Genomic DNA, 18,534 nt, shown 5'->3' on the forward strand with positions numbered 1-18,534 from the left:
GAACACTTTTCCCTAAGTATCGAGAAAATTTTAGTTTACTACTCCAAATGCTCAACAGGCATTGATACTAAGTTTACCAAGCAATCAGCAACTTCTTTCCGATGACAGCGATTCGGGTTCATTTCAGCACACAAGAGTAAAATATTACCCGTTTGAGCAAGTTGTGCAATTTCATGTAGAGCTCTATCTGCTTCTTCTTGATTTACTGGAATCCAATTTTCTTTACCAGATGTGTTGCCTAAAGCGGTTTTAGAAATATACTCAATATTATTTAATTCACAGAATATTTTAATTTTGTCGCCGTACCATTTACGGCTCCAAGCACGAGGAACCATTCTGACATCAACAACACATTCTACATCAAACTTTTGCAGGTATTCCAAGAAGGCATCGTAGTCTTTGCGATTGCCATATCCAAAAGTAAGTATACATCTTGTTTTAGCAATATCTTTAACTGTCATTTTTAATTCCTGGAACCAATCAAGTTTCAATATTACATTTTTAGTAATGGTGGGTAAAATATCCCAATAATCATAAAGCTATTTTTGTGAGTTTTTAAATTCCCCATGATAAAGTATAAATCTTTTTTGCTTAAAAACTCGTCTTCTAGTTTTTGGCCTACTTTTTCTAAAGCCTCCTTTTCTTTATTGTCCATACTTGTTTCATCTGATCTATCTCTACAATTTCTATAAAGTTGTTGAATTTCCCAATCGCTTATTGTACAACGATGCTTATCTCCATCTTGAGAAATAAACTCGTAACCAAAATTGTAAGGAATTTTATCTAACTGCACTGAAGGCTCAAACAAGTCTAGTTGATCCAAGATTGCTTGCTGTTTTGGGTTCCATTCTCGTTCTGTATCCTTACAGAAGTATTTTTTTATAGTTTGTGGTTTAATGATACCGAGAGACTTACCTTGCTCTTTAATTTCCCGAATAGATTTGAATTCTAGTGGCAGAACCAAGGCTTTTCGCTCTTCCCAGTTTTTACGAGGATCAATTTTTCGTATTACTTCTATCGAAGAATCATCTATACGAAAACTTTCTTCTCTATAATCTTTGTCATTTCTTTCTATTTTAGCACTTATAATTGACCATCTTGGATAACGTTTATCAAAATCTAATTGACGAAAACGAATGGGATAAATCCGAATCCAGTGAACTGGTTTATCATCATCACCTAATAAAACTCCTGCTGTACAGACTGTTTCTTGATATTTAGTGCTAATTGAAGGGTATGTTTTAGTTGCAATCAAAATTTTCCTTCTTTCCATAGAACGACCTCTGTATAAACTAGTCCACCGCGTATATTGACAATATAAGCACATTAAATGCTTCAGTATATAAGAATTTTTCTATTAAATACTGCCGAAACTCCCAAAATTTTGGAAAATAATAAAGTAAGTGGAGTATCACAAAACTCACTTAATTTGCTCATTTCTTCTAGGAAAATATGACTCATCCTTTCCTTGAACGCTTGCGTAGTCCAGATAGCCCAGTCCTCGTCTTCGACGGGGCGATGGGAACCAACCTGCAAACCCAAAACCTGACTGCTGAGGACTTCGGCGGCCCACAGTATGAAGGTTGTAACGAATACTTAGTCCACACGAAACCCGAAGCAGTTGCTAAGGTTCACCGTGACTTTCTCGCTGCTGGTGCAGACGTAATTGAAACCGATACCTTTGGCAGTACCTCCCTAGTGCTGGCAGAATATGACTTGGCAGACCAAGCCTATTACCTCAGCAAGACAGCCGCAGAATTGGCGAAGCGTGTGGCTGCGGAATTTTCCACTGCTGAAAAACCCCGGTTTGTGGCAGGTTCTATCGGCCCGACAACTAAACTCCCTACCTTGGGACACATTGACTTTGACACAATGAAAGCGTCTTTCGCTGAACAAGCAGAGGCGCTGTGGGATGGTGGTGTCGATTTATTCATTGTGGAAACTTGCCAAGATGTACTGCAAATTAAAGCGGCGCTGAATGGGATTGAAGAAGTGTTTGCCAAAAAAGGCGATCGCCGTCCGTTGATGGTGTCTGTGACAATGGAAAGCATGGGCACAATGTTGGTAGGTTCAGAAATCAGCGCGGTGCTGACAATTCTGGAACATTACCCAATTGACATTCTCGGTCTAAACTGTGCCACAGGCCCAGACTTGATGAAACCACATATCAAGTATCTGTCAGAACATTCGCCTTTCATCGTTTCCTGTATTCCCAACGCGGGTTTACCTGAAAACGTCGGCGGTCAAGCACACTACCGCCTGACACCGTTAGAATTACGGATGTCGTTGATGCATTTTGTTGAAGATTTGGGTGTCCAAGTGATTGGGGGTTGCTGTGGGACGCGTCCAGAACACATTCAACAATTGGCAGAAGTTGCTAAAGACCTGAAGCCAAAAGTTAGACATCCTAGCTTAGAACCAGCGGCAGCATCAATTTACACCACTCAACCTTACGACCAAGATAATTCTTTCTTGATTGTTGGCGAACGTCTTAACGCCAGTGGTTCCAAGAAGTGCCGCGATTTGTTAAATGCCGAAGATTGGGATGGACTCGTTTCAATGGCGAGGGCGCAAGTAAAAGAAGGCGCACATATCCTTGATGTCAACGTCGATTATGTAGGACGCGACGGCGTGCGCGATATGCACGAATTAGTTTCACGCATTGTCAATAATGTGACATTACCTTTAATGCTTGACTCCACCGAATGGGAAAAGATGGAGGCGGGTTTAAAGATTGCTGGTGGGAAGTGTTTGCTGAACTCCACCAACTACGAAGACGGGGAACCGCGCTTTTTGAAGGTGCTGGAGTTAGCGAAAAAGTACGGTGCTGGCGTAGTCATTGGTACTATCGATGAAGACGGGATGGCACGGACAGCAGACAAAAAGTTTGCAATCGCCGGGCGTGCTTACCGTCAAGCTGTAGAATTTGGTATACCACCCACAGAAATATTCTTTGATACGCTAGCGTTACCAATTTCCACCGGGATTGAAGAAGACCGAGAAAACGGTAAAGCCACAATTGAATCTATCCGGCGGATTCGTCAAGAATTGCCTGGATGTCATGTAATTTTGGGTGTTTCCAATATTTCCTTTGGTTTAAATCCAGCGTCGCGGATGGTGCTGAACTCGGTGTTTTTGCACGAGGCGACAACGGCGGGAATGGATGCAGCCATTGTCAGTGCAAACAAGATTTTACCGCTTTCCAAGATTGAAGAACGCCATCAAGAAATCTGTCGCCAGTTGATTTATGACGAACGGAAATTTGAGGGTAATGTTTGCGTTTACGATCCCTTGGGAGAGCTTACCACAGTATTTGCTGGGGTAACGACAAAACGCGATCGCTCCTTAGATGAAAGTCTCCCCATCCCCGAACGACTCAAGCGTCACATCATTGACGGCGAACGCATTGGCTTAGAAGAACATCTCACAAAAGCCCTAGAAGAATATCCCCCCTTAGAAATTATCAATACCTTCCTGCTAAATGGCATGAAAGTTGTCGGCGAATTGTTCGGTTCAGGACAAATGCAGTTACCCTTCGTCTTGCAATCTGCGGAAACCATGAAGGCGGCGGTAGCCTATCTAGAACCGTTCATGGAAAAGTCAGAATCTGGCAACAATGGGAAGGGAAGCTTTATTATTGCGACGGTGAAAGGTGATGTCCACGATATTGGTAAAAACTTAGTAGATATCATCTTGTCCAACAATGGCTACAAGGTAATTAACCTAGGAATTAAGCAGCCAGTGGAAAACATCATCAACGCTTACGAACAGCACAAAGCTGATTGTATTGCCATGAGTGGTTTGCTGGTAAAATCCACCGCCTTCATGAAAGAGAATTTGGAAATATTCAACGAAAAAGGAATTACCGTCCCCGTGATTTTAGGCGGTGCGGCGCTGACTCCTAAATTTGTGCATGAAGATTGCCAAAAAACCTACAAAGGTAAGGTTGTTTATGGCAAAGATGCCTTTTCTGACTTGCACTTCATGGATAAATTAATGCCAGCTAAAGCTGCTGGTAATTGGGAAGATTTGCAGGGATTTTTGAACGAAGTTGAAATTGCTGAAGTTTCGACAAATGGTCACAAAGAATCAGTAACTACGACTGCTAAGGAAATAGCATCTGCTGAACCAAAAGAGGTGGATACGCGGCATTCAGAAGCAGTAGCGATAGATATTGAACGCCCGACACCACCTTTCTGGGGAACGCAGTTATTGCAGCCTAATGATATTCCTATTGAGGAAATATTCTGGCATTTAGATTTACAAGCTTTGATTGCTGGACAGTGGCAATTCCGCAAATCAAAGGAGCAATCTAAGGAAGAATATCAGGCTTTTTTAGCTGAGAAAGTATACCCAGTTTTGGAAAATTGGAAACAGCGGATTCTTGAGGAAAATCTGTTGCATCCCCAGGTGATTTATGGGTATTTCCCTTGTCAAGCTGAGGGGAATTCTTTACATATATATGACTCACAAAACCAATCACAACAAGTTGCAACTTTCGAGTTTCCCAGACAAAAGTCTTTAAGGCGGCTGTGCATAGCAGATTTCTTTGCACCAAAGGAGTCGGGAATTATTGATGTGTTCCCAATGCAGGCGGTAACTGTGGGGGATATTGCAACAGAGTTTGCCCAAAAGCTATTTGCTGCTAATCAATACACAGATTACCTGTATTTCCACGGAATGGCGGTGCAGGTGGCGGAGGCTGTAGCTGAGTGGACACACGCCAGAATTCGCCGAGAGTTAGGCTTTACTGCTGAAGAACCCGACAATATTCGTGATATATTAGCACAACGCTATCGTGGTTCACGATATAGCTTTGGGTATCCAGCTTGCCCAAATATCCAAGATCAGTACAAGCAGCTGGAGTTATTGAAGACTGACAGGATTAATTTGTATATGGATGAAAGTGAACAACTTTATCCAGAACAGTCTACCACTGCGATTATTGCTTACCACCCAGTAGCAAAATACTTTAGCGCTTAATCCATATCCCCTCTCCTTGATAAGGAGAGGGATTAAAGTCAGGACAGGGTGAGGTTACAACAGTATTGCACCGAAGTGAGAACAGTTGTATCTAATTATTTTGCACCCAACTGATATCTTTCCTTTAACAGATGGGTATTATAAGCTTATTCTGTTAACAAAATATTTATAAACTTGTCTTTATATAAAATACATTTCCGCAATTTTACTGTAAAGTTATGCTCTTATTCTTTATCAGAATTAAATTAAATAATTTTGAAAAAATCAGTGTTTCACGGATAAAATAAACCATTCATCAATGATATAACTTGAAGTAAATTATCTTTTCTTGTAGCCACTTTCTTTAGAAGTTAGCAAAACCAGATCCAGTAGTTACATTAAACATAATCTCATATTTTGCCTGTAAAAATACTTTGCAGGTACAAATTAAGATGTATAAAAAATAGTAAATCCACTATAAATCAATTGACAGGGAAGCAACTATGTCTCGAAAACGTCAGCTATTCAAGGCAATTCCAAAAAATTTTAGACAAATTAGTAAGCAATTTTTATCTGCAATTAACAAGCAAATCATTTGGCTACTGCGGAATATTTCTGGCACTAGAAGAAGAGGTGGCTCAGAGAATGCTGGGTTTTTATTGCCGACAGTATCAATGGTATTAATAGTAGTTGTCTTATTGACCACTGCCATTTTATTTCGGTCTTTTGAACGCTCAAAAAATGCCAGTAATGTCCGGGTGAATCAGGCTGTACTTAACGCCGCAGTACCAGCCCTTGACAGAGCTAGAGCCAAATTAGACAAGCTATTTAGTGACAGCCGACTACCACGAGCCGTACCTTCAGATAAAGTTTTAGAGGATACCTTAAGTAGTACTGCTAATTTGCCTGAATTTACTTTTGGAGACGAAACTCCACTTAAGCTACATTATGCTTATACAACTGCACCAACAGGAGAAAGTCAGCCACAAGATCTAACAACTGCATGGATGTTCCCTACTGATACAAATAACAATGGGAAGTTTGACTCCTATACTCTTTATGGAATTTACTTCCGAACTCCGCCTATAACTAGTGGCACATACAGCCGTCCTAGAAATCCTCTAGAGGCAAGAACTCCGCCCATGACTTCTGGTAGTCTAAGCAACAGTTGTAAAAATAGTGTAGCAACAAGTGCTGCTTTGGTGGGGAGTACGGGCTGGGTTAGTATTGCTGGTCAGCTCCAAAAAAGCTTTTTCGTCTACACTGCTAATGTTCCCATCACTAACCCACCAACGACTGGTAGTAATGCAGGTAATTACGAAGCTTTTAAAGGGAATAAAGGTTTTTCAAGTTTAGAATATCAACAAGACCGTGTACAACTACCGCTAGTTAACAACGCGGTGGTTTATAACGATGATATAGAACTTACCCCTGGACCCACATTTAACCTAAATGGACGGATCTTGACTAATAGTAACTTCCTGACTGGTGGCAATAATGTGAGACTTTATCAGGTTAGTAGTGTAAATTCCTGTTTCTATAGTGAGGACAATGCCAAAATTTTTGTAGGTGGCAATTTAGGAGCTGGTGGTTTCACTGGTAATGCAAGTAGCGGTACTCTAGTGGATTTATTCCAAGGACAAGGAGTTAATCCTACTCAAAATGGTAATACTAGCGCTAACATATCAGTCACTGACGGAACGAGTAATATTGCCTACAATAGCCTAGCTTATGCACAGCGGATCAATCTTTTGGTGCTAGCACAGATGGGTAACGCTGCATCTACTGACCCACAGGAAGTTCAAGATGCCATTACACAGCAACTACAACTATTAAATCTAACTACAGCTACTGCCAGTGCAGCGCAACTATCCACTGTCCGTAATAACCAGTTAGTACTTTACTTTCAACAACGTACCCGCCGTGTACCCTATGGTGAAGTTGGTTTTGGTGGAAATGCAATAATAAATCCTGCTACTAGTACAGATTATACCACTACTACTGTCTTACAAGGAAGTGGTAAGTCACTGCGTCCACAAGACACTTGGGTTTATCCGTTTCTTGCTAGTGATGGTCAAACTAAAACTAATTATTCCAATTTAGCACTTAATATTAGTAGTTCTAAGCTGTTACCTAAAGCTACACTACCAACTACGCAACAAGCATTAGGTAAAGAACAATACGTTGGCGATCGCATTTTGCTTGGCAATAACCTACCTGCATTGTGGTGGAACGGAACGGCATTTGTTGGTCAAGATGTTATCAAAGATACTCAAGATATTAAAAATGTTAACTGGGATAGCGGAAGTGGAACTCGCACTCGCAGCAGTCGTGTACAGCAACTGGCTGATTTAGGAACTGTTGACCGAGATGGAGATTGGGAATCAGCAGCAGCGACAGTACCAACTACTGTCGCTGCTCCTGTGGGTGGCTTACGGGTAGTCACTGGTGCAGGGATTTATTTACCTCCACTTTTAACCGTTAGTAGTACCCAAACTGTTTTGAACACAGCGGCAGCAGCTACAAATAGAATTTGGTCAGATATGATGCCCGTGCCTAATACTATTGGCATTAATCTAGATACTTACAAGACTAATATAGTATTACCTGATCCTGTTAACACGCCGTATTTACGGATGCGGGCTACAGCAGTTTATCACTACCAAGCGAGTGGCTACAGTGCGACAAGCCCTAAACCTATTGCTTGTATAAGTAGCTTCTACGACCCGACAAATAGCACTACAGCTAAGAACCTTGTAGCTCTTCCATATAACGGGAATACGGGTGGTAACTCCCATAATGGTATTGTCTACGCAGCTCCAACAAAGGGTGTTTCTGACTATTTAGCTTTACTAAAATACCAAGCTAATTTAATGTATCCCAATGGGCGGTTAGTAAATCCAACACTGAACACCGCTATGGGGCTAGTCGCTGCCTCTGGGACACTCACAATCTCAGAGCAGTCTGCTATTGATGCTTCTATTTGTGCCATCCAAATATTAGATGGTAGTATCGGCGCTCCAAGTATTAGCGTCATCCCTCACGGCGCAATTTACGAAACTGCTTTTTTAGATGCCAGACAGATTAAGGCAATTCATAAAGATGTATCAACAGCTGGTGTAGAAACATTTACCAACGCTGATGGTGTAAATGGAAATGGAACTGGGACATCAACGCTTTGTTACTTTCAATATACCTGTACTATTAATGCAACTGGGACAGTAGCAAGCCCGTCTACAGACTATGAACTCGCTAAAGAAACCCGCCAACCTTTAGAAATTCGCGCCACTGTATTAGACATTAATAAGTTGCGGATAACTACTTATGGCACAGCAACACCACAAGAATACTTAATTCCTAATAGCGGTATTATTTACGCTACTCGTGATGATGCATTGCCGGATTTGAGTTATCCTGCTGGCATTACAGCAACAGATACAGCGACACAAAGACAAACAAAACAAGATACTCAAAAATCACAAAGCCCTGTAGATTATAAACTTGACCCAACTCGCCGTCCCAACGCCATTATGTTAATCAATGGCAACCCAATCTTGCGTGTTCAGGCTTACAGAGATGCAGAAAAAGGCTTGGTTCTAGCTTCTAACTTGCCTGTATTTATTAAAGGCGACTTTAATAAACATAGCCAAGAAGAGTTTAATACAGCTCTAGCTAGTGATTTGAGCAATTTTTACTCTCGCGCTGGATCAGACCTTAATCCAAACTTTGCTTGTCGTACTGGTGACCCTAGACTACCAAATTGTACCACTGGGGACACATGGCGACCTGCCAGCGTATTGTCAGATGCGATCACACTTCTTTCTAATAACTTTCAGTTGGGCTACCGCAGCGATGGAGACTATGACCTGAATAATAATTTAGGAGATAACGCTTCTATTACCACATTTCAGAACAATGGGTTTGCTACCAACAACGCCAATGTCATCAATGCTGCTTGGTATGGTAGTAACGGCTTGCCCCTTAGCAGTAAAAGCAGTTCTTATCTCAACAACTTTGTTACACCCATCCAGCGAAGGAAAACTGCCCCAGAGTATTTAATGGAAGTATGTCTGACACTACCTGTTTCAACTTGCGATCCGGGTACTGGTACTCCGGGTAGTGGTTGGTACGTAACACTACCCGGTGATATTGCTCTATATCCAGCAGGTCTAAGAGCCTCGGATGCTACTGGTAGTATTGGACAGACTTTTTCTCTGACTACCCATTTAGCAGGTACAACAGCACAATCACCGACTAATTCTAAATATCTAGGCTATCCTCGTCGTGTTGCCTTTCTCCGTAATGCATCTGGACAACTCACACTTGATGCTAGTAATAAACCAATCATTATAGGTATCAAGAGCGGCAAAATAACTTCATTTCCATTCAGTACTTTCAGTTCTAGCCACCCAGATAACACAGCTAATTCTCTATGGTTCTATTCAAACAACAGTGATAATAATCCTCCAACAGTACTTTCACCAACAACATTTACTGCTACTACAACCCAACCAGCTTTATCGCCAGTGTTACAAATTAGAGTTGCTTTCAGCACTAGTGATGAAAATGCATTTAACGTACTGGGTCCTGGCAGCCAACAGAATTCTTATTGGCTTCAATGGGCAACATCTACCACCTTTAACTTAGCCGCAGCAGGGGCAGACACCCCAGCTCGTCCTACAGAAGACAATGGTGGTTTACACAACTTTGTCCGCCTCTTGGAAAATTGGAACCCAAGTGACTCAAGCGCAGCTAGTATAGCTACAATTAACGGCTCTTTTATCCAAAGAACTCGTAGTGCCTACGCTACTGCACCATATCTAGCATACTTAAATGGCTCATCTCTCACAGCATATCCGATAAATAATTCTAATGGTCAATTACCTTTTTACCAGCCTCCCAATCGGCAGTGGGGTTATGATGTCGCCTTGCTCTCACAATCACCAGATGCATTTTCGCAAAAGTTAGCGATAACGCCAAATAACAAACCCAATGAGTACTTCCGGGAAGTTGGTCGAGATGATACATGGGTGCAAACGTTGTTGTGTGCCAAAAAAGCCTCAGACAGTAGTTATGCCGTCGATGCCGATCAACGTCCTAGCTGTAGTTAATCTTTAATTCCTAGAAACTGGTGAGTAACTATGATTAAGCGCAAACAACAGCAAGTAAGTCAACCATTTGGTGAGTCTGGTTTTACGATCATCGAGTCACTGGTAGCAATAATCGTAGTTACTGTTTTACTGGCAGCGATCGCACCTACCATCGTCATTGCAACAGCAACTCGCGTCCAATCAAAACGCGTAGAACTAGCCACACAAGCTGCCAGAACTTTCATTGATGGTGTGAAAACCGGAGCAGTGACAACCCCTGATCCCACTAACACTGATACCAGTATCACTATTACATTGCCTCAATCAACCAATGCAACCAGGAGTTTAGCTGACAATTTACTTACCACTACAAATATGGCAGTTCCTACAGCATCAACATCGTTATATTGCGTGACAAAAGACGGAAACAACAACCTAACTATTAGTGCCCCAAGCTGTACAAGTAACCTATTTTACATTCAGGCTGTAAAAATTATAGGAACAGGAAGTACCCCAATTAATACCACAACAGGTCTACCAATCGATGGTTACGGTTTGGGAATTCGAGTTTATCGGTCAGATATTGACTTTACTAAAACTGTCAATGCTAGCGACAGTAGTAACAATAAAAGACAAAATACTTTTACTGGGACTTTGGGCAATACCCAATCCCCATTAGTGGAAATGACCACTGTAATTGGTTCTAAAAATACTTCCTTCAATGCTCTGTGTCAGCGTCTTGCTATTCCTGCCACCACTCCTGTTACTACTAACAACACTTGTAATTAATCCTGTGTAGTGAAGTTGAAAGCTGACTTTTCAGGTTATGTGGAAAAACTAACGCGAAACCTAACCCCCTAGACCCCTTCCCTTGTAGGGAAGGGGAAAAATTCAAAACCTCTCTTCTAAGAGGAGAAAGGTTTTCGAGATATCGTGAAAAGTCAGGGTTGAAAGATATAACTTTTAAGATGGTGGTGATTCAACAACCCTAATGGTTAACCTTATGAATACATAGTATAACTGTAGACCACTATTGGCTAGATGTGTTTATATCAATAAGGGGCAAACCGTAGTTATGAAGAATGTACTCAAATTTCTTCTCAGCATTCAGCTGAAACACTCTAAATTTGTTCAGCAAGTAAATGGTTTTACCCTGATAGAACTTTTGGTAGCCTTAGTACTGGCATTCCTCGTGCTTACGCCACTGCTAGGATTCATGGTTAATATTCTCAGTACAGATCAGAAGGAGCAAGCCAAGGCAAATTCTGAACAAGAAATCCAGACAGCAGTTGATTACATTGCCAATGATTTACAACAAGCTGTCTACATATATGATAATACTGCACTGACTACCAATTCTAACACTGTCCCAGCAAGCTCAGGAATTAAAGACCAAATACCGCCTTCTAACATCGCTCCTGGATGTAATTCTTCTACTTGTCAACCAATTCTGGTGTTTTGGAAACGCAAGTTTGTCTCAGGTGCGATTACACTTTCCAACAGCACTACAACAAACACAACAGATGACACTTTTGTTTACTCACTAGTTGCCTACTATTTAATCAAAGATAGTAATTCTACTTGGTCAAACGCGGCTCGTATTGCCAGATTTGAAATTAGTGATGGAGTTCTGGCTGCTAGTGGTACTACTACTGGTACTACTGGGAATTGTACTGGCTATCCCAATGATATATATATTGACACCAGCCACTGCCCCAATGCAGGTTTTCAGCGTTTTAACCTGAATCTAGCAAGTGCCGCAGGTCTAACTCAAAAAATGAATTCATGGATAGCTACAGCCTCAACAGCTTACACTCAACAAGCTTCTGTACTAATTGATTATATCGATCAAACCTCTATTGGTTCAACACTTCCTACTTGCCCCATTGGAACACTTAGCTATGGTAGTTATATGGGCTTTTATACTTGCGTTGATGTTGCTAACACCACAGCACAGGTGTTTTTACGAGGTAATGCATTAGCTCGGTTGCAAACTAGCAATTTCGATTACTCTTCAAATAACCAAAGTTACTTTCCGACAGCAAGCGTCCGCGTACAGGGACGTGGATATTTATTTAGTAAATAAACTTGATAATATACAGCACAACTAATGATGGGGCATTATGGGCAATCTAACTTTAAAGTTATTCCACACTATGATGTGTAATAAAGACACCAAGGAGCGATTTCATCCTCAACAGGATGCTGGTTTTACTTTAATAGAAATGCTTGTAGTGGTGCTAATGATCGGAATTTTAGCAGCGATCGCAGCTCCTGGTTGGCTTGGCTTTGTAAATCGACAGGGGGTAAATAAGGCTAATGACGCTGTTTTAGCTGCACTACAAGCAGCACAGCGCGAAGCTAAAAACAAAAAACTTAGCTACAGTGTCAGTTTTCGGAAAAATAGCACAACTCAAAATGTAGAGGTTGCTATTTATAGTACCACTGCTGGAATCAGCACATGGAAACCTTTAGGGGCGGATGTAGGCGTTAGCTCTGATAAATTACTGCTAGGTGCAAATCTCAGTAGTGAAAACGCTGCAAATTCTACCACTAATTCTCCTGTATCCTACCCTCCTCCAAGTACGCCAACAAAAATTACCTTTGACTATATGGGGGCTTTACCAACTTTACCAACTCCAAACTTTGGAACAGTGGCAGCAGGTACAGAGCCACCTGGGTTAAAAATAGTGGTAGCTGTACCAAGCTCTGCAAATTCTACATCGGCTAGTAGCGTCAAGCGATGCGTCATTGTGAAAACTCTCTTAGGCTCAATACTCACAGCAAAAGACAATAAATGCGGTTAAGTAATTTTTGTAGCAATATTTATCCAAAAATACGCAATAATACTGTACAGAAAACTGCATATTGATAGCAAAATTGAAACATCATGTGCAGTTTTAATGTTTGATAAATTTATTTAAGAGGCATTGAGAAATCAGCCATTAGCTGAAATCTAAAAAGCGTCATAATCAAAATATCAAAATGTAACTTTTGTCAAATGACTGAGAACCTTGATATTACTGTAGCTATCCCAACTTACAACGGTGAAAGTCGTTTGCCTGAACTACTAGAACGACTACAAAACCAGCTTCACACAGAAAATTTATCTTGGGAAATTATAGTTGTAGACAATAACAGCACTGATAACACAGCTAAAGTTGTTCAAACCTATCAACAAAATTGGCGGTGTCCTTACCCTTTAAAGTATCGCTTTGAAGCACGACAGGGAGCAGCTTATGCCCGAAAAAGGGCAGTTGCGGAAGCTAAAGGTAGATTCATAGGTTTTCTAGATGATGACAACTACCCAGTATCAAATTGGGTATCCCAAGCTGTTGCTTTTGGTGAAAAATATCCTAATGTGGGAGCTTATGGTAGCCAAATTCACCCTGACTGGGAAGTAAAACCACCAGAAAACTTTCAGCGAATTGCTCCATTCTTGGCAATTACAGAGCGAGGTAATTTCCCACTATTATATGAAGCAGCCAAAAAATTACTACCTCCTTCTGCCGGACTTGTTGTTCGTAAAAAAGCCTGGTTAGAAAGTGTACCAGATAAGTCTATTTTAACTGGTAGAGTTAAAGGCAATATGCTGACCAGTGAAGACTTAGAAATGTTATCTTACATCCAAAAAGTAGGATGGGAAATTTGGTATAACCCAGAAATGGAAATTTATCACAAAATCCCCAGTTTCCGGTTGCAAAAGGACTATTTAATTCCCTTTTTTAGAGGTATTGGACTTAGCCGTTATGTTACTAGAATGGTAAATGTAAAATATGTATATAGACCAGTTGCTCTTTTAGCTTATATGATAAATGATCTGCGTAAAATAACTTTTCACTTAATTAAATACAGGGCTATATTGAAAACTGATTTAGTTGCAGCTTGTGAAATGCAACTATTTTTAAGTAGTTTAATTAGTCCTTTTTATATTTTGAAAAACGGCTATTTAACTAGAGATAAAATTAAAAATTAAATTAAATAAATACATGAATTCAATGAGTGACAAAGTAGATTTTACCGTAGCTATTCCTACATATAATGGCGCAAAACGTTTACCTAAAGTTTTAGATTTACTACTCAAGCAGACGGGAATAGAAAAGCTAAATTGGGAAATAATTATTATTGATAATAATAGCCACGATAATACAAATCAGGTAATTGAACATTATCAAAAAAATTATAGCCAAAATATTTGTTTGAGGTATTTTTTCGAGAAGAAACAAGGAATAACCTTTGCTAGAATGCGGGCTATAAGTGAAGCTAGAGGCGAGTTTATTGCATTCGTAGATGATGATAATTTATTAGTATCTAATTGGATTTTAGAATCTTATAATTTTGGCAAAGAGCATCCTCAAGCAGGTGCTTGGAGTGGACAGATTCATGGAGATTTTGAAGTAAAGCCACCAGAAAACTTTGAAAGAATTCAAGCTTTTTTAGCTATCAGAGAACATGGTTCAAATCCACATTTGTTTGATGCAGCTAATTTAAGACTTCCTCCTGGCGCAGCGCTTGTTGTTCGGAAACAAGTATGGTGTGAAAATGTACCACAACGATCTACTTTAAGCGGGAAGCTACCTGGTATTTTTGTGCAGGGTGATGACTATGAAGCATTGCTTTATATACATTATGGAGGCTGGCAAATTTGGTATAACCCTAGTATGCATACTTATCATCAAATACCACATTGGCGACTTGAGAAAAATTACCTTTTAACTTTGGCACGCGGCTGTGGCTTGTGTATTTTCCAGCTACGTTTAATAAATGCTAAAAATTGGCAAAAACCAATAATTTTGGTTAAAACTATCTTGGGCAATTTACACAGGATATTACAGCATCTTATTAAATATAGAGGTCAATTAAAAAGTAATTTAATCGTAATTTTTGAAATTAATTTTTACTTGGCTAGTATGATAAGTCCCTTTTATTCCCTAAAATTGAAGTTAGACAGAATATTAGAAAATACGACTATAGAAAATGAGTAATTCAACTTTATATGTAACAGCAATTTCTGTAATTATACCAGCCTACAATAGTGAAAAAACCATTAAAGAAACAATTGAATCTGTTTTAAACCAAACTTTTGCTAACTTTGAATTAATTATAATAAATGATGGTTCACAAGACTCAACTGTAGATGTTATTACACAAATTCAAGACTCCCGAATAAGATTATTTTCTTATCCCAACGCTGGCGGCAACGTCAGCCGTAACCGAGGACTACATCTTGCAGTTGGAGAATTTGTTAGTTTCTTAGATGCAGATGATCTTTGGACACCTGATAAACTTCAGTCTCAGTTCAAGGCTTTACAAGAAGACGTTACTGCAAAAGTTGCTTACAGTTGGGCTGATTATATTAATCCAAATGGTAAATTCCTACTTTCAGGCAAGCGCATTAATGTTAATGGAAATGTTTATGAAAATTTGTTAGTAAATAACTTTTTAGAGAATGGTTCCAATCCCTTAATTTGTAGAAAAGCTTTAATTACATTAGGTGGCTTTAACGAATCTCTAAGTGCGGCTCAGGATTGGGATATGTGGCTGCGATTAGCCTCTAAATTTGATTTTATATGTGTACCATCTGTACAAATCTTATATCGCATAAGTGCTAATTCACTTTCTTCCAATCTTGTCAGGCAGGAAAAAGCCTGCTTACAAGTGCTTAAGATAGCGTACAAGGTAAGACCTTCTTTACGAGACGCTACGCGAACGACACTTAATCATAGTTGGAATATAAGCCTAGCAAATTTATATAAATACTTGACCTGCAAAGCCCTACAAGAGCCGTTTAATCAACAAAAAGCTTTAACTGCTGCTAGATTTCTGTGGAAGTATTTTCTTAACGACCCTTCAAGACTTCAGAATATAAATTTCACCTTAAAATTGTTATTGAAAATTATCATAATTTTTACCTTACCCACCTTACTCTACAGTATTACTAATCGGCGCGAAGTAAGAAGCCAAGAAACTGAAACATTGCTCAACATCTGGGTAGCGAAAAACCGACTAGAAAACAAAAATGGATACTTAGATGCATTTACGATCTTTAGTTAACGCAAAAAATCTCTTGAATAAGCACTATAACAGTGGTTTTACCTTACCAGAGATGTTAGTAGTTGTTGTATTAATTGGTATATTAGCTACGCTGGAAATACCCAACTGGCTAGCTTTTGTGGACACTCAAAGCCTCAACACTGCCCAAAACAAAGTTCACTTTGCTATGCACCAAGCCCAAAGGCAAGCTACTAAGGAAAAATTGACTTGGCAAGCCAGCTTTCGTGAACAAAACGGTATCGTTCAATGGGCGGTTCATCCTGCTACAGTGAACCCATCTGCTGCTAACTGGAATAACCTAGATTCCAATGTGCACTTAGATGATGAGGAAACAACCCTACCAGAGTCAAATGGCATCAAGCAAATCCTATTTGATTACAGAGGTAATGTCAGTAAGCCACCGTTAGGACGGATAACACTATCCAGTAAACATGGTGGTAAAGTTAAGCGTTGTGTGATTGTTTCTACGATTTTAGGAGCAAAGCGAATGGGCAAAGATCATGCTACAGCTAAAGACAACAAGTATTGCTATTAAGATATTTTTAATTTATTAAAATAAATATTGTGTGCTGAACTTTCCAGCAAACCCAAAAGAACACCTGATTATTTTCACCTGCTATTCAGAACCAGGTAAGACAAAAACCTGATTGATACCTGCTTTAGGATATATTAGTGCTGCCAATCTTCAACGTCAGCTGAGTGAACATACAATATCTCAGGTTAAAGAATTGCAAAAATCCATTGCCATATCTGTAAAAGTGTGGTTTGCAGGTGGCGATTCGCAACTCACGCAAGACTAACTGCGGTTAGATTTAGTTTACCAGTCTCAAGGTGAAGGGGATCGACAGTTTGCGGATGGCGCGATCGCTTAGAAATGCTTTTCTATCTGAAGCAGAAAAAGTAATTCTCATCGGCACAGATTGTCCTGGAGTGAATGCCCAGATTCTAATAACATTCGATAAATTACACGCCTTTTACCTCGTATTTAGTCCTGTAATCAATGGTGGATAATACTTAATTTGTTTACGTAAACCCATCCCGGAGTTATTCGTTAACATCAAGTAGGGAACTGCTCAAGTATTCCAGAAAACTGTGGACGTTGCCCAGAAACTTAATTTATCACATGTGAATTTGTCGCCTTTAGCTGATGTTGACCGACCGGAGGATCTGCCGATTTGAGAACAAGCCCATGCAGGGGAAATGAGGGTGATGAGGAAGATAAGGTAATAAATGAGTCGGACTCTAGAACTGAATGGTACTTACTTAAGCAAAAGTTGCTGCTCACATCCCCGACTTCTTCAAGAAGTCGGGGATCTAAATCTAGCTTCAGTGAGATTCTGCTCCCCAGCCCCGCATTAAATTTGTATTTTAAAACACCAGGTATTTCCTGAGGACACTGTACATAACAAATGTTACTCTGGTCTAGTTGAAAACCAAGAGGCAGATAGCCTTGACCAGTATTGAATCTGCTTTATATTTCTACACAATAGTCACAGTCATGGGCACAATATTTAAGTAGCTTGAAATATGAAAATCACTCGTATTCACCACAAGTTTGAAAAATTATGGTTAACCGTTTTGCTTCCGTAAGCACTGCTCTCACAGTTAAGGTAGTTGGAATAATCTGCATTTTGTCCTTTTTCGTTGACTTTTTGATTCTATTGTTACCTTTTCAACCTACTGATCGGGTATGGCAAATCAACTTGGCAACAGCGCTAGTTGATCGCGGAATTGTTCCTTTAGTAGGTTTGGGACTTCTGTTTGCTGCCTATTGGATTGATAGTGCTGATACCACAACCGATCGCCCCCAAGGTATCGATTTAAGATTTCCCGCCCTGATCCTATCAAGTATTTTGGGGTTGATGTTCTTGCTGATTTTTCCCCTGCACCTCAATAACGTCAATCAAGCTAAGACTCAAACACTCAACCGCATCACCCAAGAAGCAGATCAGGCAGAAAATCAACTGAACAATCGATTATCGCAATTGCAAGCACAACTGAATACTGACCAAGGAAAAGCTCAACTAGAGCAGCTGCGAAACCAAACCAAAGCTCAGTTTAGTGAAATCCTCAAAGATGAGCAAAAATATAAGCAAGCACTTGAAAGCTCTCAAATTCCCGCAAATATAAAAGAGTTACTCAAGAAGGCTAAAACAGATCCTCAAGTACTTGACAAAGCTATCGAACAACAAACAGATCTTCAGACGCTGCGAAATCAACAACTGAGCCAAGTTCGCCAGCGCAGAGACGAAGCAGAGCAACAAGCTAAAGATACTGCTTGGAAGTCTGGACTGCGAATTGGGATTAGCAGTTTGCTGTTGTCCATTGGTTACATTATCATCGGCTGGACAGGCTTAAGAGGTAGAGGTGCTTTACAAGGTGCTAAACCTAGAGCTACCGCCCGCTAATCCACTATCAGTATGGCAGT

General features: G+C 40.1%; 12 protein-coding genes and 1 pseudogene. 11 read left to right on the forward strand and 2 right to left on the reverse strand.

The features are described 5' to 3' along the window. Positions 1–38: 38 nt before the first annotated feature. Together V7K21_RS00420 and V7K21_RS00425 are read right to left on the reverse strand one after the other, a co-directional pair. Entirely contained in the window at positions 39–461 is a 423-nt protein-coding gene (locus V7K21_RS00420) for a DUF488 domain-containing protein (RefSeq protein WP_335170870.1), read from the reverse strand. A 32-nt stretch (positions 462–493) separates the two neighbouring features. Beyond that, a complete protein-coding gene (locus V7K21_RS00425; RefSeq protein ID WP_335170871.1) occupies positions 494–1,273 on the reverse strand; it encodes a hypothetical protein in 780 nt (259 codons plus the stop codon). A gap of 179 nt (positions 1,274–1,452) precedes the next feature. On the opposite strand from V7K21_RS00425, the gene metH reads away from it, so the two are divergent. From metH to hpsJ-B, 11 genes and pseudogenes are all read left to right on the forward strand, one after another. Then, a complete protein-coding gene (metH, locus tag V7K21_RS00430; RefSeq protein WP_335170872.1) occupies positions 1,453–4,983 on the forward strand; it encodes a methionine synthase in 3,531 nt (1,176 codons plus the stop codon). A 482-nt stretch (positions 4,984–5,465) separates the two neighbouring features. Then, positions 5,466–10,073 (forward strand): hormogonium polysaccharide biosynthesis protein HpsA, encoded by a 4,608-nt coding sequence (gene hpsA, locus V7K21_RS00435; RefSeq protein ID WP_335170873.1) that lies wholly within the window; start codon positions 5,466–5,468, stop codon positions 10,071–10,073. A gap of 30 nt (positions 10,074–10,103) precedes the next feature. Further along, positions 10,104–10,841 (forward strand): hormogonium polysaccharide secretion pseudopilin HpsB, encoded by a 738-nt coding sequence (hpsB, locus tag V7K21_RS00440; RefSeq protein WP_335170874.1) that lies wholly within the window; start codon positions 10,104–10,106, stop codon positions 10,839–10,841. A gap of 286 nt (positions 10,842–11,127) precedes the next feature. Beyond that, positions 11,128–12,138, forward strand: coding sequence for a hormogonium polysaccharide secretion pseudopilin HpsC (hpsC, locus tag V7K21_RS00445; protein WP_335170875.1), 1,011 nt, complete (start codon positions 11,128–11,130; stop codon positions 12,136–12,138). A gap of 37 nt (positions 12,139–12,175) precedes the next feature. Beyond that, positions 12,176–12,859, forward strand: a complete 684-nt coding sequence (locus tag V7K21_RS00450; RefSeq protein WP_335170876.1) for a type II secretion system protein — start codon at positions 12,176–12,178, stop codon at positions 12,857–12,859. Positions 12,860–13,053: 194 nt separating this feature from the next. Then, positions 13,054–14,028 (forward strand): hormogonium polysaccharide biosynthesis glycosyltransferase HpsE, encoded by a 975-nt coding sequence (gene hpsE / locus V7K21_RS00455; RefSeq protein ID WP_335170877.1) that lies wholly within the window; start codon positions 13,054–13,056, stop codon positions 14,026–14,028. Positions 14,029–14,050: 22 nt separating this feature from the next. Beyond that, complete coding sequence (gene hpsE, locus V7K21_RS00460) at positions 14,051–15,037, forward strand: hormogonium polysaccharide biosynthesis glycosyltransferase HpsE (protein ID WP_335170878.1); 987 nt, start codon at positions 14,051–14,053, stop codon at positions 15,035–15,037. Next, a complete protein-coding gene (locus V7K21_RS00465; RefSeq protein ID WP_335134328.1) occupies positions 15,030–16,106 on the forward strand; it encodes a glycosyltransferase in 1,077 nt (358 codons plus the stop codon). Before hpsE (V7K21_RS00460) ends, V7K21_RS00465 begins: the two co-directional genes overlap by 8 nt. Continuing rightward, positions 16,084–16,641 (forward strand): pilus assembly FimT family protein, encoded by a 558-nt coding sequence (locus V7K21_RS00470; protein WP_335134326.1) that lies wholly within the window; start codon positions 16,084–16,086, stop codon positions 16,639–16,641. The genes V7K21_RS00465 and V7K21_RS00470 overlap by 23 nt, the downstream gene beginning before the upstream one ends. 31 nt (positions 16,642–16,672) lie before the next feature. Next, positions 16,673–17,285, forward strand: a pseudogene (locus V7K21_RS00475) (TIGR04282 family arsenosugar biosynthesis glycosyltransferase). 386 nt (positions 17,286–17,671) lie between these two features. Continuing rightward, entirely contained in the window at positions 17,672–18,514 is an 843-nt protein-coding gene (gene hpsJ-B, locus V7K21_RS00480; RefSeq protein ID WP_335170879.1) for a hormogonium polysaccharide biosynthesis protein HpsJ, read from the forward strand. The last annotated feature ends 20 nt before the right edge of the window (positions 18,515–18,534 follow it).

Source organism: Nostoc sp. (genome assembly GCF_036919595.1).
GTDB lineage: Bacteria > Cyanobacteriota > Cyanobacteriia > Cyanobacteriales > Nostocaceae > Nostoc.

Bases quoted from the DNA above. Each gene is read 5' to 3' on its own strand.
- V7K21_RS00420 (WP_335170870.1), bottom strand. From the start codon at position 461: ATGACAGTTAAAGATATTGCTAAAACAAGATGTATACTTACTTTTGGA.
- V7K21_RS00425 (WP_335170871.1), bottom strand. From the start codon at position 1,273: ATGGAAAGAAGGAAAATTTTGATTGCAACTAAAACATACCCTTCAATT.
- metH (WP_335170872.1), top strand. From the start codon at position 1,453: ATGACTCATCCTTTCCTTGAACGCTTGCGTAGTCCAGATAGCCCAGTC.
- hpsA (WP_335170873.1), top strand. From the start codon at position 5,466: ATGTCTCGAAAACGTCAGCTATTCAAGGCAATTCCAAAAAATTTTAGA.
- hpsB (WP_335170874.1), top strand. From the start codon at position 10,104: ATGATTAAGCGCAAACAACAGCAAGTAAGTCAACCATTTGGTGAGTCT.
- hpsC (WP_335170875.1), top strand. From the start codon at position 11,128: ATGAAGAATGTACTCAAATTTCTTCTCAGCATTCAGCTGAAACACTCT.
- V7K21_RS00450 (WP_335170876.1), top strand. From the start codon at position 12,176: ATGGGCAATCTAACTTTAAAGTTATTCCACACTATGATGTGTAATAAA.
- hpsE (WP_335170877.1), top strand. From the start codon at position 13,054: ATGACTGAGAACCTTGATATTACTGTAGCTATCCCAACTTACAACGGT.
- hpsE (WP_335170878.1), top strand. From the start codon at position 14,051: ATGAGTGACAAAGTAGATTTTACCGTAGCTATTCCTACATATAATGGC.
- V7K21_RS00465 (WP_335134328.1), top strand. From the start codon at position 15,030: ATGAGTAATTCAACTTTATATGTAACAGCAATTTCTGTAATTATACCA.
- V7K21_RS00470 (WP_335134326.1), top strand. From the start codon at position 16,084: ATGCATTTACGATCTTTAGTTAACGCAAAAAATCTCTTGAATAAGCAC.
- hpsJ-B (WP_335170879.1), top strand. From the start codon at position 17,672: ATGGTTAACCGTTTTGCTTCCGTAAGCACTGCTCTCACAGTTAAGGTA.